Below are 26,301 nucleotides of genomic sequence, written 5' to 3'. Positions count from 1 at the left end.
ATTCGTGATAACCATTTGCATACCCATCATTCTTATGATTCGGATGCGAACTTTACTGACTATTTGACGCATTTTGATGGGGAGATTGTAACGACTGAGCATTATGATCTTTCTAATCCTTATACTAAACAGGATGATGTGCCCGAGTATGAGGCCTATAGTCGTGAGATTGAAAGTCTTAACCGTAAGTATGGTAATCGTATTAAACGTGGCATCGAGATTGGTTATTACCAACCTAGGGAAAGGGACATTTTAGACTTTCTGGATGGCAAGGACTATGATCTCAAACTTTTATCTGTTCACCATAATGGGGTCAATGATTATCTTGATGATGAGGTTGCTGATATGGACAAGGCAAGCATTATTCAAGAGTATCTGGACAAGTTGGAGTACGCTATTGGCCGTGTGGATGCAGATGTTTTGGCCCACTTTGACTATGGTTTCCGCCTGTTTGACGTGACTGTTGATGAGCTAAAAGCTTATGAAGAACAACTCAAACGTATTTTCCAGAAAATGATGGCTAATGATTTGGCTTTTGAGCTGAATGCAAAGAGCATGTATCTCTATCATCACGAAGACCTCTACCGTTATGCCCTAGGCCTTGTTAAGGATTTGGGATGTCGCAAGTATTCTATTGGGTCTGATGGTCATAAATTAGAGCATTTCCGTCTGAACTTTGATAAAATTCAGAAGCTCTTGAGAGAATTTGATATTACTGAAGATATGATTATATAGTGAAGACAGCTTCAACTGAAGCTGTCTTTTTCTTAAGGGAAACTTAAAGAAAAGGCGTGGTTGTGGGAATTATAGAAGATTTTAAGATTTGCTTGTTATGCTAATTTCAAGCAAAAGAAACTTATGGTTTCTATCTTATCTTTCAAAATTGGAGGTTTTCTATGAAATTTCTCAAAAGGCATGCCTATGCCTTACTCTTTACCCTTTTTCTGATGGGGGCAAATGTTTACTCTCTCTTAAAGGTCTTTGTCATTCCCTCAGCGGTCTCAACGGTTTCAGCCAATACGACTAGCTCAACCACAGCTTCGTCGACAGCATCTACCAGCACTGGTAAGGTAACTAAGACGGATACGACTTATAAAGATGACAATATGGATATCAAAATCACGACGGGTAAAACCAGTGATACCACATACTATGTGGCAGATATCAAGCTTTCGAATGCAGATTACCTTAAAACGGCTTTGGCACAAAATACCTATGGGACCAACATCACCGAGACTACTTCAAGTATTGCCCAGCAAAACAATGCAATCTTTGCCATCAATGGTGACTATTATGGCGCCAACCAGTCGGGCTATGTGATTAAAAATGGTCAAGTCTATCGTGATACTGATCGAAACAGTGACTACGAGGACCTTGCAGTCTACTCAGACGGTAGCTTCAAGACCTTTAAGGAGAGGGATACAACGGCTCAAAAATTGGTCGATTCAGGTGTGGTCAATACCTTTGCCTTTGCTCCAACCTTGGTTGAAAATGGTAAAATAGCTGTCTCAAAAAATGAAGAGGTTGGTCAAGCCATGGCTGACAATCCACGTACAGCCATCGGGGTCATCGAAGAGAGTGATGGCAGTGTGCATTATATTGTCATTGTCTCTGATGGTCGTACCAGTGAATCGTCAGGGTTGACCCTCTATGAAATGGCAGAGTTGATGAAATCTTATGGCGTGACGACAGCTTACAACCTTGACGGTGGTGGCTCATCTACTATGTACTTCAATGGTCAAGTCATTAACAAGCCAACCACAAACGGAAACAAAATTTCAGAAAGGGCGGTGAGCGATATTGTTTACATCGGTTACTAAAAAATCAGCCACCAAACACTTTTTTACTTATATCGGTCTAACCATTTTTAGCCTTCTATTTACCTTTGTTTATGAACGCTTTTCTTATGGTGAATCATCCATGTTTATGCGTATGATGTTCTTTGCACCATTAGCTGGAGTACTTATCTATCTACTTACGGGACTGGGAATGTCTTGGGTGAGAAATCGTGCCTCGAAATTCTTATTAAATTCAGCAATCGCAGTTGTAGCAAGTGCCTGTTTAGTTAAAGGAATTGTTGAAGTGTCAGGACGTACAACTAGTGTAGATATGCCCTATTGGTATGTGGCAGCTGGATTACTTTGTTTGAGTCTTCTAACAGGATTTATCAGACCTAGAAAACTGGCTAAAAAATGAAAGCTTGGAGTAATGCTTCAGGCTTTTTATCTTGCTTTGAAAATTTATTTAGGATAAATATACAAATAATAAAATGAAGAAATTATTTTAAATGAAGAATTTGCTTAAAGACATTTTCATAAAAAATTACTGAGCCTGATTTTTTTGTGATAGGAATTTAGATAGAACGAGACTGTCTATAGTGATGGTATTGCCTGAATCTATCGTGTTTCCTGCGCTAGGAATTTTTGAGACATGAGGTTCAAAACTTAGGCATGGAACTTTTGGATGGCTAGAATTATCCACCGAATCATTTCACCCGCGTCCGTTATCACCTTAGGAAACTCTCAAAAACCTATGTGTTTCTTTATTAAATATACAAGATTTTTATTTTTTATAAAAATATACAAAAAAGGCTTGTATTGTTTTGAATTTTCATGTAGAATAATTTCAAATTAAATCGTTGAGAGAAAAAGTCAGATCGTTTCACAGAGAATGCGGGCAGCTGAGAACGCATGAGATCAAAGACGACACATTCTTGAGAGCGTATGCGAACTCTGGATGACAGTAGTGTACGACGGGTGGTTCCGTTAGAGACTGGGAGTTACAAGAGAGACCTTGTGACTTCATGAGGAAGAGGGGGTGACCCCTGTTCGAATTAAGGTGGAACCACGTGCCAACGTCCTTGCAAAAGTTGTTTTTGCGAGGGCGTTTTTTCGTTACACTTGCTTTTAGCATTTGTAGCTAGCCGTACACTTGGTTGGAGTTGAACAGAAAGGATAAACTATGGAAATCAAAGGATTACGAAAGATTGAACCCTATGTAGCGGGTAGTCAGCCTGCTGAGAAAAATATCATTAAGTTGAATACTAATGAAAATGCCTATGGACCAAGTCCAGCAGTCCATCAAGCTTTAGCATCCTTTGATGCCCATCAGTTACGCAAGTATTCGACTTTGGATCAAGCGGCTTTACGTCAAGCTCTGTCTAATCAGTTAGGTGTTCCTGCCGATCAAGTGATTATTGGAAATGGGTCAGACGATATCTTATCAATGGCTTTTCTAGCTTTCTTTAACAGTGAGGAAGGAGTCTTGTTTCCAGATTTGACCTATGGTTTTTACAAGGTATGGGCAGATTTGTATCGCATCCCCTTTAGAGAGGTGCCTTTGACCTCCTCATTTGAGATTGATACTCAAGATTATCTGGTTGAAAATACTGGAATTGTCCTTACTAATCCGAACGCTCCAACAGGTATTTATAAACCTTTAGATCAAATCGAGGAAATCGTAAAGGCCAACCAGTCAGTAGTTGTGATTATTGATGAAGTCTATATTAACTTTGGTGGGGAGACTGCCTTACCTCTCCTAGAAAAGTATGACAATGTGTTTATCACTAGGACCTTTTCTAAGGACGCCTCACTTGCAGGCTTGCGTGTCGGCTATGGCATCGGAAGTCCAAAGCTAATGGCTGTGATCAATGCCGTCAAGAATTCGGTCAATCCCTATAATGTGGATAGCATTGCAGAAGTCCTAGCGACTGCAGCCGTTAAGTCTTGGGATTATTATGAGGATAGCTGTGCTAAGATTATGGCTACACGTGACTGGTTTAGTCAAGAATTGAAGGCTATTGGCTTTGATGTTCTTCCTTCAAAAACCAATTTTGTTTTGGTCAAACCGCACGGAGTGACTGCAGGCCAATTGTTTGACTATCTCCAAAGTAAGAAAATTTATGTCCGTTATTTTCCAAAAGTGGAGCGTATTTCAGACAGGCTACGCATCTCTATTGGAACTCAGGATGAGATGGAGCGTGTACTAATGACAATACAGGAGTTACAAGCATGAAAAAAACGACCTTAGCCTTAGGAATGCACGATAAACTTTTCAAACGTGCCCGTACCATGTATCAGATTGAACACCGTATCTGTGATTTGTTGATGACAAAGGGCTTTCTTCGAATTGAGACACCAACCTTGGAGCATTTCGAAGTCTTTAGCGATGTTGTAGACAATGGTAACTACAATTTCTTTGATAAAAATGGAGATCTTGTTAGCCTACGTCCTGATATTACCAGCCAAATTGGGCGCGTGATTGCTTCGACACAAGTTCATACACCCATTAAATTTTCTTACTCTGGAAAAGTCTTTAACTACAATGAGGAGATGCGTGGCCTATCAAATGAGCATACGCAAGCTGGTATTGAAATTATAGGATTTCCCGTTCACCAGGCTATGGAAGAAGCTGTGATATCTGCTAAGGAGGCTCTGGATGCTGCCGGTGTCAAAAATTACAAGTTTGAATTTTCACATGCCCGCCTCTTGCAACTCATTTTTGAAGAATTAGACCTTCCAGTAGTAAAAGAAGCAGAGTTGGCGGCCTATATCCGTGACAAGTCAATCACAGGTCTCAAGGAATTCACCAAAGAAAATTCAAGTCAATATGACAAGGTCTTGGAGCAGTTGCCCTTCCTCTTTGGTGAGACAAAGACTGTTTTGACCAAGGCTAGACAGTTGACAGACAGTGAAGCCTTTTTGACAGCCTTGGATAGTTTGGAAGTCTTAACCAATCGTCTAGCAGATAGTCTCCCAGAGACGACGCTTGATTTGGCTCAATTGCCAGCAGTGCCTTACTACACAGGCATGATGTTTAAGGTCTTTGGTGACAAGGTGCCGGATGCCTTTGTATCTGGTGGCCGCTACGATAAACTGTTTGAACGCTTTGGTGCCACCGAACTAACAGCGGTTGGTTGGGCCATTGATGTCGATTCGGTCTATCAAGCAGTGCATGATGATGTGGAATTTGGAGGTGACTTGGATGACTAGCAATCAAATCACAATTGCTTTGACTAAGGGACGTATTGAGAAAGATACGGTTAAATTACTAGAGAAAGCTGGCTTTGACATGTCCTTCATGGCTGATAAGGGCCGTAATTTGATTTTCGAAAGTCCTGACAAACGTTTTCGTTTTCTCCTGGTCAAAGCACCAGATGTGACCACCTACGTCCGACATGGTGTCGCAGATATTGGGATTGTTGGGAAGGATGTTTTGGTTGAACATCCGACAGGCTATTTGGAAATGTTAGACCTTAATTTTGGCCTTTGTAAATTCTCCGTAGCATCAACAGAAGACTATAATCCTGATGACCATAAGCGTAAACGTATTGCTACCAAGTATCCAACTATTGCGACGGACTATTTTAATCAAAAGGGTGAGGATGTTGAGATCATTTCGATTCAGGGGAGTGTTGAGATTGCCCCGGTCATTGGTCTAGCGGATGCCATTGTCGATATTGTGGAAACAGGGAATACCCTTGTTGCTAATGGCTTAAAAGTTTATGAAGATATTTGCAGGATTTCAGCACGCATGATTGTTAATAAGGCTTCTTTGAAAAATAACAAGGAAGTTCTACCATTCATTTGTAAGATTGAATCACTTGTAGGGAACGAGGAGGTACCGTTCGAATGAGACGATTAACTGGAACAAATAAAGAAATTGCGGAGCTTCTTTATCAGGAGCAATTGGAACTGTCAAAAGAAAATAAAGACGTTGAAAGCACTGTTCAGGCTATCATTGAGGATGTCAAAAAACGTGGAGACGAGGCCCTTCGTGACTATTCAGCTAAATTTGATAAGGTTGACTTGACTGATTTTGAAGTTGGACAGGACTTGATTGATCAAGCCTTTAAAGAGATTGATCCAGAGGTATACCAAGCCCTAGTTAATGCTAAAGAAAACATTGAATCTTATCACAAACATCAGTTGGAGACTGGTTTTGAGGATCAACCAAGTGAGGGTGTTATTCGTGGTCAATTGATTCGTCCCATCAATCGTGTGGGTGTCTATGTGCCTGGAGGAACTGCGGCTTATCCGTCATCAGTTCTTATGAATGTCATCCCTGCTAAAATTGCTGGGGTTAAAGAGATTATTATGATTACGTCGCCTCAAGAGCACTTTGTTCCTGCGATTCTGGTAGCCGCTAAATTAGCTGGTGTGGATAGCATTTACCAAGTTGGTGGGGCTCAAGAGGTTGCGGCCTTGGCCTTTGGTACAGAAACGATTCCAAAGGTGGACAAGATTACAGGTCCCGGAAATATTTTCGTGGCGACTGCCAAGAAACAAGTTTACGGTATTGTCGGTATTGATATGATTGCAGGGCCATCAGAAATTGGTGTCATTGCTGATAGTAGCGCTAATCCAACCTATGTGGCGGCTGACCTCTTGTCTCAAGCAGAGCACGACACACGCGCACGCGCCATTTTGGTCACAGATTCTGAAGCCTTGGCTGATGCGGTTGAAAGTGAGATTGAACGTCAACTAAAGCTTTTGCCACGTGAGGCAATTGCCCGTCCCTCTGTCGAAAATAACGGCCGTATTATTATTGCCAATGATACAGATGCCATGTTCGAACTCATGAACTTGGTTGCGCCAGAACATTTGGAAATTGCTATGGACAATGCCTATGATTACTTGGAAAAAGTGGAAAATGCTGGTTCCGTCTTTCTTGGTCACTTTACCAGTGAACCAATTGGCGACTACTATGCAGGTGCCAACCACGTTCTTCCAACGACAGCGACTAGCCGCTTTTCATCAGCATTAGGCGTGCACGATTTTGTCAAACGTATCCAATATACACAATACGATAAGGCAGCAGTCAATAAGGCTCAGCACGATATCACAACCTTGGCTTATGCGGAAGGCTTGCAGGCCCACGCCAAGGCAATTGAAGTCAGAAACGACAATAATTGAGAGAGTAGAGGAAGAAGTTATGAGACAAGCAGAAATTGAACGTAATACCTTTGAAACCAAAATTAAGTTAAGCCTCAATTTGGATGCTCAAGAACCTGTAGACATCCAAACAGGTGTCGGATTTTTTGACCACATGCTGACCTTGTTTGCCCGTCACGGTCGTATGTCTTTGGTGGTTAAGGCTGATGGCGACCTCTGGGTTGATAGTCACCATACCGTTGAAGATGTCGGCATTGTCCTTGGGCAAGCTCTTAAAGAGGCCTTGGGCGATAAAGCAGGGATCAACCGTTATGGAACGGCTTTTGTCCCTATGGATGAAACTCTCGGAATGGCAAGTTTAGACTTGTCTGGACGTAGCTTCCTGGTCTTTGATGCTAGTTTTGATAATCCAAAATTGGGTAATTTTGACACAGAATTGGTAGAAGAATTTTTCCAAGCCTTGGCCTTTAATGTTCAAATGAATCTCCACCTCAAGATTCTCCACGGAAAAAATAATCACCACAAATCAGAAAGTCTTTTCAAGGCTACAGGACGTGCCTTGCGTGAGGCAATCACAATCAATCCTGATATTCACGGCGTAAACTCGACAAAGGGGATGCTATGATTATCGTCATTGATTACGATGCGGGGAATACCGCAAATGTTCTGCGTGCCCTTGAAAAAATAGGTGTGACTGCAGAATTGTCTGCTGACAAAGAAAAAATCCTAGCTGCAGATGGTTTGATTTTACCTGGTGTAGGTGCCTATCCAACAGCCATAGCAGAGTTGGAGCGAAGAGGCTTGGTAGCTGTTATCAAAGAGGCGATCGCACAGGGAGTTCCCTTTTTAGGAATTTGTTTAGGCATGCAGATTTTAACAGAAAAAGGGCTGGAACATGAAGAAACAGCTGGTCTTGGCTTTATTCCAGGTGTCTGCCGTCCTATTCCAGCTAGCAAGGAGCAACCTGTCCCACATATGGGGTGGAATGATTTGGCTGTTAAGCAAGCCAGCCCTTTAACAGATGGTTTAGATGGCCAAGCCGTCTACTTCGTTCACAGTTATTTCACAGATGTCCCTAGCCAATACATTGATGTTACCGCAGATTATAGTATTGAGGTGCCAGCCATGATCCATAAAGATAATGTTTATGGGGCCCAATTTCATCCCGAAAAATCAGGTGATATTGGCTTAGGTATTCTTGAAAAATTTGCAGGTTTATGTAAAGCCTAGAAGCTAGTGAGAGCAAAGACTTTTTAGTTAGAAAGGATGGTAGGGGAGATGCAAATTCTACCAGCAATTGATATTAAGGATGGACAGGCTGTTCGTCTCTTTAAAGGAGATTTCAATCAACAAACCGTTGTCAATCCCGATGTTATTGAGCAGGCAAAGACCTTTAAGGATGCGGGTATTCAGTTTATTCATGTCGTCGACTTGGACGGTGCCCTAGATGGTCGTGCCACTAACCGTGACTTGATTGCAGAGGTCAAGAAGGTTTCTGGACTTGGCATCGAAGTTGGTGGCGGTATCCGTACCTTGGAGCAGATTCGTGACTATTTGGAAGTTGGTATCGACCGTATCATTATCGGTTCAATGGCTGTTAAAAATCCTGACTTCGTTAGAGCAGCTTTAGAGGAATTTGGTGCCGATAAAATTGTCGTAGGTATTGATGCCAAGGCAGGGTTTGTCGCTACTGAAGGCTGGTTGGAAACAAGCAATGTGGACTATATCACCTTGGCCAAGGAAATGGAAAAGATGGGCGTAACCCTCTTTGTCTATACAGATGTTGATCGAGATGGCACACTGACAGGACCCAATCTTGATCACTACAAACGTTTGGTAACTGAACTGACGACCGCCAAAGTCATTGCTTCTGGTGGAATTGCAGAAGTAGCTGACTTAAATCATCTAGAAGAGATTGGTGTGGCAGGAACCATTGTCGGTAAAGCCTACTATAACGGCAATATCACTCTAGATCAGCTCAAGTCTTTCGGAGGTTAATATGCTTAAAAAACGTATTATTCCCTGTTTGGATGTCAAGGATGGCCGTGTCGTCAAGGGGGTCAATTTTGTGAATCTGACAGATGTTGGTGACCCTGTTGATTCTGCGCGTGCTTATTATGAAGCTGGTTGTGACGAACTTGTTTTCTTGGACATCACAGCGACTTCAGATCATCGTGAAACAACGGTTGACATGGTGCGTCGTGTTGCCGACCAGGTCTTTATTCCTTTCACGGTTGGTGGTGGTATCCGTTCAGTTGAAGACATGAACAAGATGCTCAAAGCCGGTGCTGACAAGGTTGCCGTCAATTCCTCAGCCCTAGCCAATCCGCAACTAATCGCTGATTGTGCTCAAAAATTCGGGAACCAGTGTGTAGTGGCTGCGATTGATGTGAAAAAGATGGCTGATGGGAGCTGGCATGTTTTTGTGGCTGGTGGCCGTAAGGATACAGGTAGGGACGTCATCCAATGGGCTCAAGAAGTCGTCGCTTTGGGGGCTGGAGAACTCCTCTTAACCAGCATGGACAAGGACGGCACTAAGTCTGGTTTTGACTTAGAAATGCTCAATCGTGTGGCGGAGGTCGTCGATGTTCCGATCATTGCCTCTGGTGGTGCAGGAAATATTGAGGATATTGTAGAAGTCTTTGAAAAGACAACAGCAACGGGTGCTCTGGCAGCCTCTATCTTCCACTTTGGTGAGGTAAATATAGGCGAAACCAAACAAGTCTTGGCAAATGCAGGAATTGAGGTGAGACGATGACAGAGGTTAAACTTGATTTTGACAAACAAGGAGGACTGGTGCCAGTCATTGTGACAGATTACAAGACGGGGCAGGTGCTCATGTTGGCCTATATGAATGAGGTGTCCTATCAGTTAACCCTTGAGACCAAACAAATGCATTATTGGAGCCGTTCTAGAAATGAACTTTGGCATAAGGGAGCCACGTCTGGCCATTTTCAATATGTCAAAAGCATCAAGACAGATTGTGATCAGGACACCCTGCTTATCGCTGTGGAACAAGAAGGAGCAGCCTGTCATACAGGAGCCTACAGCTGTTTCTTTACGGATATATATGATGACAATCAAGATAGATAGGAGTAGCTATGTTAGAAACACTTTATAAAGAAGCCTTAGATCGTAAAAAAAATCCCAAAGAAGGATCTTATACCAATTACCTTTTTGACAAGGGCCTAGACAAGATTCTTAAAAAGGTTGGCGAAGAAGCAACAGAAGTTGTGATCGGAGCCAAAAATGCTGATAAAGAAGAAATTGCCAACGAGACAGCAGACGTCCTCTATCACCTAGCAGTCATGCTCGTTGAAACAGGGGTTAGCCCTGAAGACGTTGAAGCCGTTCTTAAAGCACGTCAGGGCAAGCAAAGCAATGTCCATGACCGAAAAGAAGTAACGGATTATTAAGGATTATCTCAACCGATTGATATTAAGAATAAAAGCTTGAAGTGAATGTATTGAAAAGTATTCAAAAAAGTTTAAGTAATTAATTTCTCTTTGAGAAATCATTTGTAAAACCAAAAGACATCTCCGAAAATCAGTCGGAGATGTCTTTTGGTTTTACAGATTCTTTTTCTTCTTAGCTTTTTTGGTTAGGGCAAGGTTACAATTTTCAATATTTGAGATTAGGTGATTCGTCAATTGGAAGTCATCCACTTGAGGATTCAAGTCCACTTCGTAGACCAGTTGCATGGTTTCACCTCCACCTGTGGTATTAAGGGAAATCAAGTCACACTCGCTAGTGAAATTGAGCAAGGCTTTAGTGATTTTTTGATCAATCAAGTCTTGGTAGGAGACGTTAATGGTCAGGAGTCTACGACGTTGGTTGTCGGTACGACTTTGACGATTTTCCAAAAGGAGCCAAACAGCCAATAGAAAGGCGGTGAAGAGGACTGCCAGTAGCAAATATCCTGTCCCAGATGCTAGACCAATAATCATGGCCATGAAGATGGCGATTATCTCTCTGGAACCACTAGTCGCTGATCGAAAACGAATGAGACTAAAGGTCCCTGCCACGGCGATAGAGGTCCCCAAACTCCCATTGACAAGGAAGATAACTAGGGTCATCAAACATGGAAGTAGGGTCAAACTGATGACAAATTCTCTGGTGTAGAGGGTTCGGTATTTGTAAGTCCAGGTAAGAGCTAAGCCTAAAACAAGGCTGACCAGTAAGGCCAGCATGAGTTGAAGGGGACTAGCGGTTGCGGTCGCATCATTAAAAATAGAGTTGAAGAGATTAGACATAGGTGGCAGCTCCTTTTTCCTGAACTGGATGTGGACCGTAGTCCAGACCTTGAGACTTATGATAGGCACAGCTGTATTTGGAGAATTTCTGCTCTTCCAAACCATGTTTATCTAAGATAGCTTGAAGCCAGTCAGGTTTTTTGCCAGGTGCCTTGATTTCCATGATAATCGTATCTTCATCAAGAAGGGGAAAACCATGATTCCCCTTAAAGAGACTGACGTCTTCATCACGGTAAGTCAAATTTTGGTCAAGGGTAACACGTACTTTATTGTAGGCATAGCCTTCGATAGTCTCTTTTTCTTTCATCGAAAAACGGTCGTAGTAGATATACATACGAGGTTTGAGCCCCTCATCATAGCGTTGACGTAAGTGGTGGATATCCTGTAAGAGCTGGCGGTCAGTGATTTGACCATGATTCTTACCGTCTGTCATCAAATTAGTGATGGCAAGCGGAGTTGAAACGAGACGAAACTTATGACCGATTCCTTCATCATCTTTGGCTTTAACCTCTAAAAAGACCTTACTATCAATTTTGGGATTGGCTAGGTAGGTGCGCATACGGATTTTTTCTTGACGGTGATTACCATCTAGGGCATCTTGAATGACGTCAAAATTATCCGTATCAAAGTAAATATTTGAAATGGTAGATGTCGGATAATCATCCTCTACCAAATACTCCTTAAGATCAGTGAGCAGGTCTTCAAGATTTTCCTTTGAGACCACATATTTTGTTTCAATACGTTTAAAACGTGTTTCCAATTGTTTAACCATGAAAAAACTCCTTTTATTGATAAGATACAAATCCGTACAGCAACTCACAGGAAAATAGGGGGCTGTGGCAGGAGCTTTAGCTCCAATCAGAGTCCATCTTTTTCCACTGAGTTGTAGGCGTGTTCAATTAGATAAGATACAAATCCGTACAGCAACTCCCAGGAAAATAGAGTGTTGTCGCAGCACACCTACCCTTAAACAGTCGCCTTATTCTTTTTTGTTTTATAGTAAAAAATTGAGTGTAAATGTACTATTTCTATAAAGCACTTACTTGCTCGCCTATTAGTCTATGGGACTTTTCTGAAAGTTTTCCTAAGCTAAACTTTCACCAAACTTAACTTAAGATAAGTTTCAATTAACCTTCAGAAATGTTTTAGCTAAGTCCCGTAAACTGTAATCATCAAAAAGAACCCGAGAGGAAAAATATGAAATCAAAAAAACTAAAAAAAATGGACGGCTTTATTAACCTGTGCAACAGCCCTAACAGTCATGACAGCTTGTAGCCAATCAAGTAGTCAAGCAACTGGGACGACGTCAAGCACTACATCAAAAACGAGTGCAGTGACAGCAACGACCAGCAAGGAAACAAATAAGAACAACAGCAACTATTTTACTTCTAAAGATTCTGATACCTCTTATAATGAAAGTTCAGCTACTAAGATTAAGTTATCAGGCTCATCTGCGGATATTTCAGGTGATGGTGTAGCCCTATCAGGTTCAACTGTAACCATCTCTAAAGCGGGTACCTACGTCATTTCAGGAAAATCCGATGGACTCCAAATCAAGGTGGACGCCGGCGATTCAGATGATGTTCATATTGTTCTAGATGGTGCTACCATGACAAACACAAATGCAGCCATCAATGCCACAAGTGCTGGCCATGTCTATCTGACACTTAAAGATGGCACTACAAACACACTTTCTGATTCAAGTTCTAATAGTGATCAAGATGCGGATGCTGTGATTTTTTCTAAAGGAGATTTGACCATTAATGGTTCAGGTACTCTTAACATTGATGCCAAGAAAAACAACGGTATTAAAGCCAATGACAGCCTTCATATGACTGGCGGTACCTATAAGATTTCCTCAGTCGGTGATGCCTTCAATGTCAACGATGAACTCAACATCACAGGAACAACTATGACCATTGAAGCCGAAGAAGATGGTGTTAAGGTCGACAATGATGACGACACCTCAGTAGGCACCATGTATCTGTCTGATAATACTATGACTATCAATGCTGGTGATGATGGTATTCATGCCTCTGGTGACCTGATTATCGATAGTGGTACTTACAAAGTTGAAAAATCAACCGAAGGTATCGAAGGTAAATCTGTGACTATAAATGGTGGAAATATCGATGTCTATGCAACGGATGATGGTGTTAATGCCGCCAATTCTAATGCTAGTCAAAGTGAGATTTTCTTCAAGATGACCGGTGGAACCCTAAATGTTGAGGTTGGCCAGGGCGATACTGACCCAATTGATTCTAACGGCGATATTATTGTATCGGGTGGAACAATCAATTTGACTGGTCAGTCTGGCTTTGACTTCGATGGTTCAGCGACCTATACCGGTGGTGACATTACTATCAATGGTGAGAAACAAACTAAGATTGAGAACTCAATGCCTGGTGGTGGAGGCCCTCAAAGTGGCGGTGGTCCCCAAGGTGGTGGCCCAGCAGGTGGCTTTGGTGGAGACCAATAAAGCATCATAGGATGAAACAGAAAGGAAGTGCCTATGTATATTGTTATTCCAGCTTATGAACCAGACATTCGCTTGATTCAGGTGGTTCAAGATATTACTTTAAAACTCCCTAAAGCGCGCATTATTGTTGTTAATGACGGGAGTAGTCCATGCTATGACGACTTTTATGACGAAACGGCTCTTTTTGGAGCTACAGTCCTTACACACCCTATTAATAAAGGAAAAGGAGCTGCTCTAAAGACGGCCTTTGCTCACATTCAAGAAGAAGTAGTCAGTCAGCACCTTTCGGCGCAACCTATTGTCACAGTTGACAGTGATGGTCAGCATCTGATTAAGGATATTGTCCGTGTGGCCAAGGCGACTAAGGAAAATCCAAGTCATCTTGTCTTGGGTGCGCGTGCCTTTGTTGGTAAGGTGCCAGCACGAAGCCGTTTTGGAAATAAAGTGACTGCTGGGCTCTTTCGTCTAGTAACTGGTCAGAAGGTAACGGATACCCAGACTGGTCTTCGAGGCATATCAACAGACCTTATCCCATGGTTGCTTAATCTGGATGGTAATCGTTTCGAATACGAGTTTAATATGCTACTTGAAGCTAAAAAGTCAGGTCACCAAATCTCGGAAGTCCCCATCGAAACGGTTTATTTAGAGGAAAATAAAAGCTCGCACTTTCGGCCCATTCGTGATTCCATCCGTATTTACAGCCCTTTTTTAAAGTTCTCTGGCACAGCTGTTTTGGCCTCAGTCATTGATGCAATAGCCTTATTTGTGCTCTTTGCCTTGACGAAGAATCTGCTCCTTTCGGTCGTGCTAGCGCGTGTGATTTCGGCTTCCAGCCAGTGTCTACTGAACGCTAATGTGGTCTTTAATCCGACAAGCTCCCTCTTTAGATCGAGTGTTCGCTACTTTATGTTGGTCTTGGTTCTCTTAGCTTGTAACTATTTCTTGCTTAGTAGCTTAGTGGCTATTGGTTTAGGACTGGTTCTGGCTAAATTACTTACAGAAACCTTACTATTTTTAATCAGCTATAGGGTTCAACATGACCTTGTCTTTGCTTGATATCTGAATTGAAAATTGTAATCTAGTTAAATAACTGTATTTAATTCTCTCATAGCTTTAAAAAATTCCTAGAAAATAGAAAAACTACCGTTTTCAAGATTCGGTAGTTTTTAATGTTTATCGAAATATAAATCAATTTAAATTACGATTAAAAGAATATAATGATATGAAAAATGAGATATTTGAGTGAAAAAAACATGATATAATGAAAATGTTTGAATTATGTAGATTTTCATTTAAACTAGGAAAATGAAATGAGGATCTAAAATGGGGAAAAAGGTACATTACACGCTTCACAAAGTTAAGAAGCAATGGGTGACGATTGCCGTAACTAGGGCAGCAATTGCTGCTATGTGTAGGTGGTGCTACAGATACACCAGCAAATGGAGCAGCAACGACAGATACGATGCTGACAGTAGCTGAAAAACCAAAATCTGGTGTTACTGAAAAAGAAAAACAGCATCGCTCTCTTTGGACGACATCAAGCAAGTTGATGGTAGGTACTACTATGTCAAAGAAGACGGTTCATATAAAACGAATTTTGCTGTTTCTATTAATGCCCAGTTGCTTTACTTAGGTAAAGACGATGTTTTGACAAGCGTTTCAATACACTTATTAGCATCAGGAACAACTAACCTGGTTGATGGCTTCTTTTCACATAACCGGGCCTATGATTGTGAGAAAAAAGCTTGGTGTTGGTAGATGATTACTTAACACCTAACAGTTGGTGCCGTCCAGTTACTATTTTGGAAAATGGTGAAAAAATGGCATGTATCAACAGAGAAAGGCTTCCGTCCACTTTTGATGGCAATGAAAGAAGTCAATCACTTTTGTGGTTGCTTTTTTCGTTAAAAATTAACAACTTTTTATACATTCAGGTCATTTGTCCGCCCGAAAAAGTGGTATAATAACTCTTGCTAAATCTTTATTTTGGAGTACACATGGCTAAGTCAAAAAATACTATTGAAAGTCGGATAGATTACTCGATTCTCTTGCCAGTCCTCATCTTACTGCTGATTGGTCTGGTCTCGGTTTTTATCGCGACAAATTTTGATTACCCAAAGAATCTCGTGCAAGTCATGTCTCAGCAAGTACTATGGATTTTTCTTGGTTCGGTACTTGCTTTTGTTGTCATGTTATTTAATACAGAGTTTCTTTGGAAGGTAACTCCCTGGCTTTATATTTTTGGCCTGGGACTTATGGTTCTGCCTCTTGTTTTTTATTCATCTGCTTTGGTTGCCTCGACAGGAGCAAAAAATTGGGTCAGTATTGGATCAGTCACCCTTTTTCAACCATCAGAATTTATGAAGATATCTTACATCCTTTTTCTTTCGAGAATAGGTGTTTGGGCTAAACAAGGAAAAGAAGTAACTGAGCTTAAGGATGACTGGTTGTTACTTTTCCAATATATAGCGGTCACGCTTCCTGTCTTAGGCTTACTGGTTCTTCAAGGTGATATGGGAACGGCCTTAGTCTTCCTCGCTATTTTAGCGGGTATAATAGTGGTTTCGGGAATATCCTGGCGTATCATCCTACCGGTAGTGCTAGCATTTGCAGCTAGCATAGCTCTGTTTATAATGGTGTTTATCACAGATTGGGGAAAGGAAGCCTTGATCAAGTTAGGGGTTCAGACTTATCAGATTAACCGTATCTCAGCTTGGTTGGACCCATTCACTTATGCGGATGGCATAGCCTTTCAACAGACACAAGGGATGATATCGATAGGTACTGGGGGTATTTACGGAAAAGGTTTTAATCATCTTGATTTGAATGTACCAGTTCGTGAGAGTGATATGATTTTCACAGTTATTGCAGAAGACTTTGGTTTGGTAGGTGGTGGATTGGTTCTGTTGACCTATCTCTTCCTCATTTATCGCATGTTGCGAGTGACTTTTAAGTCTAACAACCGTTTCTATACCTTTATTTCGACAGGTTTTATCATGATGATTGTCTTCCATATTTTTGAAAATATTGGGGCAGCAGTTGGAATTCTTCCTTTGACAGGTATTCCTTTGCCCTTTATTTCTCAAGGGGGATCATCACTCATCTCAAACTTGATTGGTGTTGGTCTGGTGCTTTCCATGGCTTATCAGACTAACCTCAACGAGGAAAATAAAATTCTCCTGGCTATGTCTCGTCGTATGCGTACGTCTGGAACTAGTCAAGTGAAACCTATTTCTAAGAGTAAGTCCAAGAAAAACAAGTCTTCGAAGAGTCTTACCAAGGCCTCTCAAGAATTGGTCAAGGCTAAAGATAAGGTTGATAAGGCCACTGAGAAAATGCGTCAAACCATTTCTCAAAATACGCCAAGCATTCATCAAGGCAAGCGTCGTAAGGGTTCGAAAAAGAAACCGACACGTAAACATTAAGAGAAAGCAAGTTGGTTAATCCAACTTGTTTTTCTTTGAAAAAAATTAAGGTCTGTGACCTTTTCTTTGCCCCTGCCTGTGGTATAATAGAAGTTGACTATTTTGAAAAGGGGTTTGCTATGATAGAGACAGCCAAACAGCAAGAACGTGCTATTTTAGTAGGTGTTGAATTGCAAGAAACAGAGCATTTTGACATGTCAATGGAGGAACTTGCCAGTCTTGCCAAAACTGCAGGAGCAGAGGTTGTAGCTAGCTATACCCAAAAACGTGAACGCTATGATAGTAAGTCTTTCGTAGGTTCAGGAAAATTAGAAGAAATCAAGGCTATGGTAGATGCGGATGAGATTACTACGGTCATTGTCAATAACCGTTTAACGCCTCGTCAAAATACCAATCTTGAGGCGGCATTTGGTGTAAAAGTTATTGATCGTATGCAATTAATTTTGGATATCTTTGCCATGAGGGCTAGAAGCCATGAAGGGAAACTTCAGGTTCACCTAGCTCAACTTAAATACATGTTGCCCCGTTTGGCTGGTCAGGGGATTATGCTCAGCCGTCAAGCAGGAGGCATTGGTAGCCGTGGACCTGGTGAAAGTCAGTTGGAGCTTAATCGTCGTTCGATTCGTAACCAGATTGCTGATATTGAACGCCAATTAAAGATTGTTGAGAAGAATCGAGGAACCATTCGTGAAAAGCGTGTTGACTCAAGTACCTTTAAAATTGGTTTGATTGGTTATACCAATGCTGGAAAATCAACGATCATGAACCTTATGACGGATGATAAGCAATATGAGGCTAATGAACTTTTCGCGACCTTGGATGCAACGACTAAGAAAATTTACTTAAAGGATCAGTTTCAAGTGACCTTGACAGATACGGTTGGTTTTATTCAGGATTTGCCAACAGAATTGGTTGCTGCCTTTAAGTCAACACTTGAAGAAAGTCGTAATGTGGACCTTCTTTTGCATGTCATTGATGCGAGTGATCCTAATCACGAAGAACATGAGAAGGTGGTCTTAGACATTCTCAAAGACTTAGACATGACTGATATTCCTCGCCTAGCAATCTACAATAAGATGGATGTAGCTGATAATCTGGTAGCAACAGTCTTTCCTAATATTCGTCTCTCAGCACGTGACAAGGAAAGTCGTGAGGCCCTTAGAAGACTCTTGATTGATGAAATTCAACAGATTTTTGAACCCTTTAGTATTAAGGTCCATCAGGATCAAGCTTATAAACTTTATCAATTGAGTCAATTAGCCTTGTTAGATAGCTACACTTTTGAGACAGAAGTGGAAGAAATTACAGGTTATATTTCACCGAAAAAAAAATGGAAATTGGAAGAATTTTATGACTGATTATATGGATTTAGCTTTAAAATATGGTGGTTTTACAAGTTTAGATAAGGTCTATTTGGAAAATACCTTGTCAGACCTTTCGGACAGTCAAAAATTGGCTTTCATTACGCCACCACCAAGCGTGATTAATGCTTATTTTGCAGAGATTTACCAAAAACAATCTCCTGAAGCAGCGACGGATTACTACTTGGACCTTTCAAAAGAGTTGAACCTCTTTAACCCTGCACCATCTTTTGATGAGCACAAGCCATTTATTCGTCTCAATTTGTCAGGAAAATCTTATGGATTTTGCTATGAAAATGTTGATGAGGTGGCTTTAGTCTTTGCCGAGCATTTAGAGGTTCCAACGGCTAGTATTTTGTTTGAGCTTGCTCAAGTTTTCCCGCAGTATAAGGTTTATCTTGAAGGCACTCAGATTAAGATGGCCAAGGTTGACTTTGATGAAAAAGTATTGGAAGAGTTAACACCTGAGACACAGTTACTTAGTCGTGTAACTAAGTTGAAGGGGAATGTCATTAAGTTGGCTAGCTTCAATCAAGATGAATTAGTGGAACTTTTGTCTCAATATAAAGGGCAAACTGTTTATTACGGATTTGCTCAGCGTGAATGCCTGGCTTATATTGTCCAGAAATAAGAAGAACGATAGATAGAAAGTATAGGAAGTCATGGAATTACAATTTTTAGGGACGGGTGCAGGGCAGCCCTCCAAGGCCCGTAATGTGTCGAGTCTGGTTCTGAAGTTACTCGATGAAATCAATGAAGTCTGGATGTTTGACTGTGGAGAAGGTACCCAACGTCAGATTTTAGAAACAACAATCAAACCTCGTAAAGTTAAAAAAATCTTTATCACACATATGCATGGAGACCATATCTTTGGCCTACCTGGTTTCTTGGCTAGCCGTTCCTTCCAATCGAGTGAAGAACAAACTGACCTTGAAGTTTATGGACCAGTCGGTATTAAACAATATGTTATGACCAGTCTTCGTACCTCGGGGACACGCTTGCCTTATCATGTGCATTTTAAAGAAATTGATGAACATAGTCTAGGCTTGGTTATGGAAGATGACAAGTTCGCTGTTTATGCAGATAAGTTGGATCACACCATTTTTTGTCTTGGTTACCGTGTGGTTCAAAAGGATCTCGAAGGCACCTTGGATGCTGAGGCCCTTAAGGCAGCAGGCGTACCATTTGGTCCGCTTTTTGGACAAATTAAGAATGGACATGATGTGGTTCTTGAAGATGGAACGAAAATTATTGCCAAAGACTTTATTTCCGCACCTAAGAAAGGTAAGGTTATCACTATCTTAGGTGATACCCGTAAGACAAATGCCAGTATTCGACTTGGATTGGGGGCAGATGTCCTGGTCCACGAGTCTACTTATGGTAAGGGTGACGAAAAAATTGCCAAGAGCCATGGGCATTCAACCAACATGCAAGCAGCACAGGTTGCAAAGGATGCGTCAGCTAAGCGCCTTCTTCTAAATCACGTATCAGCTCGTTTCTTGGGGCGTGATATAGGTAAGATGGCAGCAGATGCTAAAACGATTTTTGAAAACACCCACATCGTTCGTGACTTGGAAGAGGTAGAGATTTAATGGCTAGACAACGTATTATCGCTATTACTGGTGCCTCAGGAGGCCTTGCACAAGAAATTGTCAAGCACCTCTCACCCAGTGATGGGATTATTCTCTTAGGACGAGACAAGGACAAACTTGAGAAATGTTATCGCCATGTGGAAAATAAAACTTGTCTTGCTATTGACATTAGAGATGACAATGCCATTAAAGAAATGGTCGATTATCTCTATCAACGATTTGGACGTATTGATGTCTTTATCAATAATGCTGGTTTCGGTGAATTCAAGTCTTATGATAATTACACTAGCCAAGAGGTACGTGATATGTTTGATATCAATACTTTTGCGACGATGACCTTTTCACGTCTGATGGCTGAGAAAATGGTGAAGCAAGGCCATGGTCATATTATCAATATTGCCAGTATGGCAGGGAAAATTGCGACAGCTAACTCAAGTGTCTATGCAGCAACAAAGTTTGCGGTAATTGGCTTTTCAGATGTCCTTCGTCTAGAGTTGGCTGATAAGGGGGTCTATGTGACAACAGTCAATCCTGGTCCAATTGAGACAAGCTTCTTTGACCAAGCCGACCCCTCTGGAGCTTATCTTGAGAGTGTTAGAAAGTTTGTCCTCAGTCCTAAATACGTGGCTAAAAAGATTGTCCGTATTCTGGGGAAAAACAAACGTGAAGTCAATCTACCACGACTCTTATCAGTCGCCCACAAAGGCTATACGCTCTTTCCCAAGATGGCCGATTATCTTGCACGAACAAGCTTTAATTATAAATAAAGAAAGAAGAACATGATTACATCAACGTATGATTGGAAAATAAACACAAAAGAGCCAGATGCTGGCTTTTTTAAACTTGCCAAAGAACATGGGCTGGCAGAAACAGCAGCCAAGATTGCTTATGAACGTGGCATTACGACAGAAGAGGCTCTTGAAGACTTTCTAAAGGCTGATTTATCACACCTTCATGACCCTTATCTTCTTCATGATATGGATAAGGCAGTGGCTAGAATTCGTCAAGCCATTGAAAATTATGAGCAAATCTTAGTCTATGGGGACTATGATGCGGATGGGATGACATCAGCATCTATTGTCAAGGAAGCTCTTGAAATGATGGGCGCTGAGGCTCGAGTCTATTTGCCTAACCGTTTTACAGATGGCTATGGGCCAAACGAAAGTGTCTACAAGTATTTCATTGAGCAGGAAGGCATTTCACTCATTGTTACAGTGGATAATGGGGTATCGGGTAATGAGGCTATTGCTTATGCGCAAGAGCAAGGTGTGGACGTTATCGTTACAGACCACCATAGCATGCCGGCACAGCTTCCAGATGCCTATGCCATTGTCCATCCAGAGCATCCAGATGCCGATTATCCTTTTAAGTATTTGGCAGGATGTGGTGTAGCTTTCAAATTGGCAGCTGCCCTTCTTGAAACTATTCCTACAGAGATGTTGGATTTGGTAGCCATTGGTACCATTGCTGATATGGTTAGCCTAACGGATGAAAATCGTATTATGGTCAAGGTCGGCCTGGAAATTCTCAAGACTACTGAGCGAATTGGGCTTCAAGAATTGCTCCGCATTTCAGATGTGGACCCAACAACGATTTCCGAAGAAACGGTAGGCTTCAAACTGGCTCCTCAACTCAATGCTTTGGGTCGCTTAGATGATCCAAATCCAGCCATTGAACTACTGACCGGATTTGACGATGAGGAAGCACAAGCCATTGCTCTGGAAATCAATGCCAAAAATGAAGAACGCAAGGAAGTTGTTCAAAAAATCTTTGACGAAGCTATGACCATGGTAGAATTGGACAAACCAGTTCAGGTTTTGGCCAAGGAAGGTTGGCATCCTGGCGTTCTAGGTATTGTGGCGGGTCGCATCATGGAGCAAATCAGCCAGACAGTAGTGGTTTTGAATATTGAAGATGGCTTGGCTAAGGGTTCGGCACGTAGTTTGGAATCAATCAATATCTTTCATGCCCTTGATGACCACCGAGACATCTTTACTGCTTTTGGAGGACACGCTGGAGCAGCTGGGATGACCCTTCCAGAGGAAAATCTTGGTCAACTATCAGAGATCTTGTGTCAGTATGTCTACGATAATAACATTGATACGAGTGCCAAAAATACGCTTAATTTAGACGAGGAGCTCCAACTCAGCGAGCTTAGCTTGGATACCATTAAGAGTCTAGAAAAACTAGCACCTTTTGGTATGGATAATAAAAAGCCAGTCTTTTGGCTACATGATATTACTGTCACTCAAGCTAGGACAATGGGACAAAATGGAGCCCATCTTAAGTTTAAGGTTAAGCAAGGTAAGGATAGCTTTGATGTTGTCGCTTTTAATAAAGGGAATCTGCTTCAAGAATTCCAACAAGCTCAAGGTTTGGAATTGGCAGTGACCTTATCTGTTAATGTTTGGAATGGTCAGACAACGCTACAGCTCATGCTAGAAGATGCGCGCGTGGACGGTATTCAGTTATTTGATTTTCGCTCAAAAAATATGTCACTACCTGAGGGCCTACCAACGGTAGAAGAAGCAGCAGACACAGAGCCTGCGGTTGTCCTCAACACCCTACCGGATTCAGCGACGGAATTAAAAGCGTGGTTTGAAGGTAAAGCTTTCCAGGCTATCTATTTTAAAAATAATATAAAGGAAGCCTATTATCTGACAGGTTATGGCACAAGAGAGCAATTTGCAAGGCTCTATAAAACCATTTACCAATTCCCAGAATTCGATGTTCGCTATAAATTGGATGAACTCAGTCATTACCTTAAAATCGACAAGATTCTTCTGATTAAGATGATTCAAATCTTTGATGAATTGGACTTTGTGACTATTGATAATGGTGTTATGACAGTCAATAAAGAAGCTGAAAAACGTGAGATTGAGGACAGTCAGATTTTCCAAGATCTGAAACGACTCGTTAAGTTCCAAGAACTCATGGCTCTGGGAACACCACAGGAAATTTATGATTGGCTCTACAAACAGGAGCAGTAGTGACTAACTAAGATAACTGGTTTAGAATCTAGAGGTTAGCATTTTCTAAATCCACGGATTCATGCTATAATAATATGTAAATATTTTTTGGCAAAATGCCTATAGGAAGAACAAATGAAATTAGAAGATTATATTGCATCTATTGAAAACTACCCTAAAGAAGGGGTTACTTTCCGTGATATTAGCCCGTTGATGGCTGATGGAAATGCTTATAGCTATGCTATTCGTGAAATCGTTCAGTATGCGACTGACAAGAAGATTGACATGATTGTTGGTCCTGAAGCGCGTGGTTTCATCGTTGGTTGTCCAGTTGCTTTTGAACTTGGTATTGGTTTTGCTCCAGTTCGTAAACCTGGTAAATTGCCACGTGAAGTGATTTCAGCCGATTACGAAAAAGAGTATGGTGTCGATACTCTTTGCATGCATGCCGATGCAATCAAACCAGGCCAACGTGTACTTATCGTTGATGACCTCTTGGCAACTGGTGGTACCGTCAAAGCTACAATTGAAATGATTGAGCGCTTAGGTGGTGTCGTTGCTGGTTGTGCCTTCTTGATTGAGCTTGATGGTCTTAATGGACGTGAAGCAATCGAAGGTTATGATGCTAAAGTATTGATGAACTTCCCAGGATAAATCTATTTATGTTTTACAAAAGAAGGCCTCAGGGCCTTTTTAACTCTTTTAAAAAATAAGTGTGTCATCATATAGTTTAAAGTTATAACTAACTAGAGAAAATATATATTTGATAACAATATTTACCCGGTTTATAATATGAAGATAGAATAAACAAGGATGGAGATGTTGTTATGCCTATAAAACTTGATAATAAGTTACCAGCTCTTGATGTATTGCGTTCGGAAAATGTCTTCATCATGGATGAGAATAGAGCTAGTAGCCAGGATATTAGACCAATGGAGGTCTTGATCCTTAACCTAATGCCAACTAAAGAAGTGACAGAAACTCAGTTGCTACGTCTTCTAGCAAATACACCACTCCAAATTAACGTAGAGTTTCTGTATATGGCTAGTCATAAATCAAAAAATACCCATGCCGAACATATGGAAACCTTTTATAAGACTTTTGATGAAATTAAGCATAAGTATTACGATGGTCTTATCGTAACGGGGGCTCCTGTTGAACAAATGCCTTTTGAGGAAGTTGATTATTGGCAGGAATTAACACGAGTTTTTGACTGGTCTAAAAAGCATGTTTATTCAACTCTTCACTTGTGTTGGGGAGCTCAAGCAGGTCTCTATTATAAACATGGGGTTGATAAGGTTCCCTTGTCAGAGAAATTATCAGGTATCTATAAGCAAACGGTTGACATGCCAGAAAATTTCCTCATGAATGGCTTTGATGATAGCTTTGTGTCACCGCACTCACGCTATACAGAGGTAACTCTGGAAGATATCAAGAATAAAACAGATTTAGACGTTGTTGTATCAGGTCAAGAGGTAGGTCTGTCCATTCTGGCAAGCAAGAATCTTCGCGAAGTTTATAGTTTTGGTCATTTCGAATATGATTATGATACTCTGGCCAGAGAATATCGAAGGGATTTGGATGTAGGCATCAATCCAGATGTGCCAGCAAACTATTTTCCTGGGGATGATCCAAGTCAGGAACCTAAACTTCGTTGGAACCTTGCGGCATCAGCATTCTTTAGTAATTGGATTAACTACGCGGTATATCAAGAAACACCCTATCGTTTAGAAGAGTTGGAAGACGATTTTTCATTCTACGGTTATTTGTAGTAGGTCTCTCAAAAGACTTATGTTGAAACATAAAATTTTTGAGTTTACCTATCTAATCTGAAAGGTAAATATGAGTTTTTTTGAACAATATCGAACAGGAAATCTAGTCCTTCCAAATGCCTTATTTTTTCACTTTAAGGATATTTTTCCATCAGCGGATGACTTTTTAGTTTGGCAGTTTCTCTATCTACAAACGACTACTCAGATTGGAGAAGTGGCCTCTAGCCAGATAGCGCAGGCAACTGGAAAGACCCTCACTGAGGTTAATAAAAGTATTACGACATTAACTGAGGCTGGACTCCTTGATTTTACGACTATTAAAGTTAATAATGAAATTGAGATGGTCGTTGATGCTTCACCTGCCTTAGCAGTATTAGACAAGCTAGTGAGTAGTGAAAAGCCAACGACAGGTCCTGTTGTTGGCCAACCAACAAATACACAGCTTATTAAACAGCTGACATATGAGTTGGAACAGGCTTTGGGAATCTTGAATCCTATGGTAATCGAAGATTTAAATAAGGAAATTCAGGAAGAACACACTGACCCGGAATTAATCCGTGAAGCTCTGAAAGAGGCAGTATTTAACCGAAAAACCAACTGGAATTATATCAAAGGGGTTCTTCGTAACTGGAAAACAAGTGGTATTACTACTAAAATTCAAGTTGAAGAACGTCGTTTGGAGCATCAAGGAAAGAAACAACATCAGCAGGTTTCGGATGAGTTCAAAACTGGTATGGATGCGGCCCGTCAATTGTGGGGTGGTCAATAATGTTAGGTAAAAAACGAGTTAATGAAGCTCTGGCCTTAATGGGAAAGATGTTTCCAGATGCACATGGCGAGCTGGAGTGGGAGACTCCCTTTCAACTACTAGTTGCTGTTATTTTATCTGCTCAAACAACAGATAAAGCCGTTAATAAGGTAACACCAGGTTTGTGGGCACGTTATCCAGAAATTGAAGATTTAGCATCTGCTAATCTTGATGATATTGAAATGTGCTTAAGAACCATTGGGTTATATAAGAATAAGGCAAAGAATATCATCAAAACTGCTAGAGCTGTTTTAATGAATTTCGACGGACAAGTTCCCAAAACTCACAAGGAATTAGAGAGTTTACCTGGTGTGGGACGAAAAACAGCTAACGTCGTATTGGCTGAAGTCTATGGTATTCCTTCTATTGCTGTAGATACGCATGTCTCACGTGTTTCTAAAAGGCTAAATATCGCACCAGAGGATGCTAGTGTAGAGGAAATTGAAGCGGAATTGATGAAGAAAATCCCAAAGAAGGATTGGATTATCAGTCATCACCGTATGATTTTCTTTGGACGCTATCATTGTTTAGCCAAGAATCCTAAATGCCAGACCTGTCCTCTTCAAAGTTATTGTAAGTATTATAAAGAAACAACTAAGAAATAAGCTGGAGAATGTCGTTTTCTGGCTTTTTGTCAACTGTAGTGGGCGAAAAGCTAACATCTAGAGAGGACCTGATAGGTCTTCTCTTTTTTTATGTTCAGAGTGATGAAGACACGCTTCTTAAAGTTGATGAAGTTTCTAAAACCG

25 protein-coding genes and 3 pseudogenes are annotated in these 26,301 nt (G+C 41.1%); 26 read left to right on the top strand and 2 right to left on the bottom strand.

Annotated features, from left to right (window positions below; all coding sequences use genetic code 11):
* From RDY04_RS06885 to hisE, 13 genes are all read left to right on the top strand, one after another.
* Positions 1-735, top strand: coding sequence for a PHP domain-containing protein (locus RDY04_RS06885; protein WP_303951237.1), 735 nt, complete (start codon positions 1-3; stop codon positions 733-735).
* A 161-nt stretch (positions 736-896) separates the two neighbouring features.
* Positions 897-1,820 carry a phosphodiester glycosidase family protein gene (locus RDY04_RS06880; RefSeq protein ID WP_303951197.1) on the top strand — a complete coding sequence of 308 codons (924 nt, stop codon included), beginning with the start codon at positions 897-899 and terminating at the stop codon, positions 1,818-1,820.
* Positions 1,801-2,196, top strand: a complete 396-nt coding sequence (locus RDY04_RS06875) for a hypothetical protein (RefSeq protein ID WP_303951199.1) — start codon at positions 1,801-1,803, stop codon at positions 2,194-2,196. The genes RDY04_RS06880 and RDY04_RS06875 overlap by 20 nt, the downstream gene beginning before the upstream one ends.
* A 765-nt stretch (positions 2,197-2,961) precedes the next feature.
* Positions 2,962-4,014, top strand: a complete 1,053-nt coding sequence (gene hisC, locus RDY04_RS06870; RefSeq protein WP_303951201.1) for a histidinol-phosphate transaminase — start codon at positions 2,962-2,964, stop codon at positions 4,012-4,014.
* Positions 4,011-4,991: an ATP phosphoribosyltransferase regulatory subunit gene (locus tag RDY04_RS06865; RefSeq protein ID WP_303951203.1), complete on the top strand. Its 981-nt coding sequence runs from the start codon at positions 4,011-4,013 to the stop codon at positions 4,989-4,991. Before hisC ends, RDY04_RS06865 begins: the two co-directional genes overlap by 4 nt.
* Positions 4,984-5,634, top strand: a complete 651-nt coding sequence (hisG, locus tag RDY04_RS06860) for an ATP phosphoribosyltransferase (RefSeq protein ID WP_002883998.1) — start codon at positions 4,984-4,986, stop codon at positions 5,632-5,634. The genes RDY04_RS06865 and hisG overlap by 8 nt, the downstream gene beginning before the upstream one ends.
* The gene (gene hisD, locus RDY04_RS06855) at positions 5,631-6,914 is read left to right on the top strand and encodes a histidinol dehydrogenase (protein ID WP_303951205.1); all 1,284 of its coding nucleotides are present in this window, start codon (positions 5,631-5,633) and stop codon (positions 6,912-6,914) included. The genes hisG and hisD overlap by 4 nt, the downstream gene beginning before the upstream one ends.
* 19 nt (positions 6,915-6,933) lie before the next feature.
* Positions 6,934-7,518 (top strand): imidazoleglycerol-phosphate dehydratase HisB, encoded by a 585-nt coding sequence (gene hisB, locus RDY04_RS06850; RefSeq protein WP_002888923.1) that lies wholly within the window; start codon positions 6,934-6,936, stop codon positions 7,516-7,518.
* Positions 7,515-8,123 carry an imidazole glycerol phosphate synthase subunit HisH gene (gene hisH, locus RDY04_RS06845; protein WP_303951208.1) on the top strand — a complete coding sequence of 203 codons (609 nt, stop codon included), beginning with the start codon at positions 7,515-7,517 and terminating at the stop codon, positions 8,121-8,123. Before hisB ends, hisH begins: the two co-directional genes overlap by 4 nt.
* A 48-nt stretch (positions 8,124-8,171) precedes the next feature.
* Positions 8,172-8,891, top strand: a complete 720-nt coding sequence (gene hisA / locus RDY04_RS06840) for a 1-(5-phosphoribosyl)-5-[(5-phosphoribosylamino)methylideneamino]imidazole-4-carboxamide isomerase (protein WP_303951209.1) — start codon at positions 8,172-8,174, stop codon at positions 8,889-8,891.
* Between the two features lies 1 nt (position 8,892).
* Positions 8,893-9,651, top strand: a complete 759-nt coding sequence (gene hisF, locus RDY04_RS06835; RefSeq protein WP_303951210.1) for an imidazole glycerol phosphate synthase subunit HisF — start codon at positions 8,893-8,895, stop codon at positions 9,649-9,651.
* Positions 9,648-9,986: a phosphoribosyl-AMP cyclohydrolase gene (gene hisI, locus RDY04_RS06830; protein WP_303951212.1), complete on the top strand. Its 339-nt coding sequence runs from the start codon at positions 9,648-9,650 to the stop codon at positions 9,984-9,986. The genes hisF and hisI overlap by 4 nt, the downstream gene beginning before the upstream one ends.
* Before the next feature lie 8 nt (positions 9,987-9,994).
* Positions 9,995-10,309, top strand: a complete 315-nt coding sequence (hisE, locus tag RDY04_RS06825) for a phosphoribosyl-ATP diphosphatase (protein ID WP_002884043.1) — start codon at positions 9,995-9,997, stop codon at positions 10,307-10,309.
* Positions 10,310-10,462: 153 nt separating this feature from the next.
* Here hisE and RDY04_RS06820 read toward each other — a convergent pair whose 3' ends face one another.
* Both RDY04_RS06820 and RDY04_RS06815 read right to left on the bottom strand, forming a co-directional pair.
* Positions 10,463-11,146, bottom strand: a complete 684-nt coding sequence (locus RDY04_RS06820; RefSeq protein ID WP_303951216.1) for a DUF4956 domain-containing protein — start codon at positions 11,144-11,146, stop codon at positions 10,463-10,465.
* Complete coding sequence (locus tag RDY04_RS06815) at positions 11,139-11,918, bottom strand: polyphosphate polymerase domain-containing protein (RefSeq protein ID WP_303951218.1); 780 nt, start codon at positions 11,916-11,918, stop codon at positions 11,139-11,141. The genes RDY04_RS06820 and RDY04_RS06815 overlap by 8 nt, the downstream gene beginning before the upstream one ends.
* Before the next feature lie 425 nt (positions 11,919-12,343).
* On the opposite strand from RDY04_RS06815, the pseudogene RDY04_RS06810 reads away from it, so the two are divergent.
* The 13 genes and pseudogenes from RDY04_RS06810 to nth all read left to right on the top strand — a co-directional run bounded on the left by RDY04_RS06810 (position 12,344) and on the right by nth (position 26,157).
* Positions 12,344-13,625 (top strand): annotated as a pseudogene (locus tag RDY04_RS06810) (carbohydrate-binding domain-containing protein).
* Between the two features lie 33 nt (positions 13,626-13,658).
* On the top strand, positions 13,659-14,681 hold the full coding sequence (locus RDY04_RS06805) for a glycosyltransferase family 2 protein (RefSeq protein ID WP_303951220.1): 1,023 nt from the start codon (positions 13,659-13,661) through the stop codon (positions 14,679-14,681).
* Between the two features lie 267 nt (positions 14,682-14,948).
* A pseudogene (locus RDY04_RS09615) lies at positions 14,949-15,491 on the top strand (KxYKxGKxW signal peptide domain-containing protein); the annotation flags it as partial.
* Positions 15,492-15,622: 131 nt separating this feature from the next.
* Positions 15,623-16,792, top strand: a pseudogene (locus RDY04_RS06795) (FtsW/RodA/SpoVE family cell cycle protein); the annotation flags it as partial.
* 377 nt (positions 16,793-17,169) lie between these two features.
* Positions 17,170-18,408 (top strand): GTPase HflX, encoded by a 1,239-nt coding sequence (gene hflX / locus RDY04_RS06790; protein ID WP_303951239.1) that lies wholly within the window; start codon positions 17,170-17,172, stop codon positions 18,406-18,408.
* Positions 18,401-19,042 carry a cystathionine beta-lyase gene (locus tag RDY04_RS06785; protein ID WP_303951224.1) on the top strand — a complete coding sequence of 214 codons (642 nt, stop codon included), beginning with the start codon at positions 18,401-18,403 and terminating at the stop codon, positions 19,040-19,042. Before hflX ends, RDY04_RS06785 begins: the two co-directional genes overlap by 8 nt.
* A gap of 31 nt (positions 19,043-19,073) precedes the next feature.
* Positions 19,074-20,003 carry a ribonuclease Z gene (gene rnz / locus RDY04_RS06780; RefSeq protein WP_303951225.1) on the top strand — a complete coding sequence of 310 codons (930 nt, stop codon included), beginning with the start codon at positions 19,074-19,076 and terminating at the stop codon, positions 20,001-20,003.
* Complete coding sequence (locus tag RDY04_RS06775; RefSeq protein WP_303951227.1) at positions 20,003-20,770, top strand: SDR family oxidoreductase; 768 nt, start codon at positions 20,003-20,005, stop codon at positions 20,768-20,770. Before rnz ends, RDY04_RS06775 begins: the two co-directional genes overlap by 1 nt.
* A 12-nt stretch (positions 20,771-20,782) precedes the next feature.
* A complete protein-coding gene (gene recJ, locus RDY04_RS06770) occupies positions 20,783-22,993 on the top strand; it encodes a single-stranded-DNA-specific exonuclease RecJ (protein ID WP_303951228.1) in 2,211 nt (736 codons plus the stop codon).
* A 114-nt stretch (positions 22,994-23,107) separates the two neighbouring features.
* Positions 23,108-23,626: an adenine phosphoribosyltransferase gene (locus RDY04_RS06765; protein ID WP_048788237.1), complete on the top strand. Its 519-nt coding sequence runs from the start codon at positions 23,108-23,110 to the stop codon at positions 23,624-23,626.
* A gap of 173 nt (positions 23,627-23,799) precedes the next feature.
* Positions 23,800-24,744: a homoserine O-succinyltransferase gene (gene metA, locus RDY04_RS06760; RefSeq protein ID WP_303951231.1), complete on the top strand. Its 945-nt coding sequence runs from the start codon at positions 23,800-23,802 to the stop codon at positions 24,742-24,744.
* A gap of 70 nt (positions 24,745-24,814) precedes the next feature.
* Positions 24,815-25,513 (top strand): DnaD domain-containing protein, encoded by a 699-nt coding sequence (locus RDY04_RS06755; protein ID WP_303951233.1) that lies wholly within the window; start codon positions 24,815-24,817, stop codon positions 25,511-25,513.
* Positions 25,513-26,157, top strand: coding sequence for an endonuclease III (nth, locus tag RDY04_RS06750; RefSeq protein WP_303951234.1), 645 nt, complete (start codon positions 25,513-25,515; stop codon positions 26,155-26,157). The genes RDY04_RS06755 and nth overlap by 1 nt, the downstream gene beginning before the upstream one ends.
* Positions 26,158-26,301: the final 144 nt, after the last annotated feature.

It is taken from the genome of uncultured Streptococcus sp. (assembly GCF_902463925.1).
GTDB lineage: Bacteria > Bacillota > Bacilli > Lactobacillales > Streptococcaceae > Streptococcus.
Note: the sequence above shows the minus strand (reverse complement) of the source record. Positions and strands in the feature narration are given on the sequence as shown.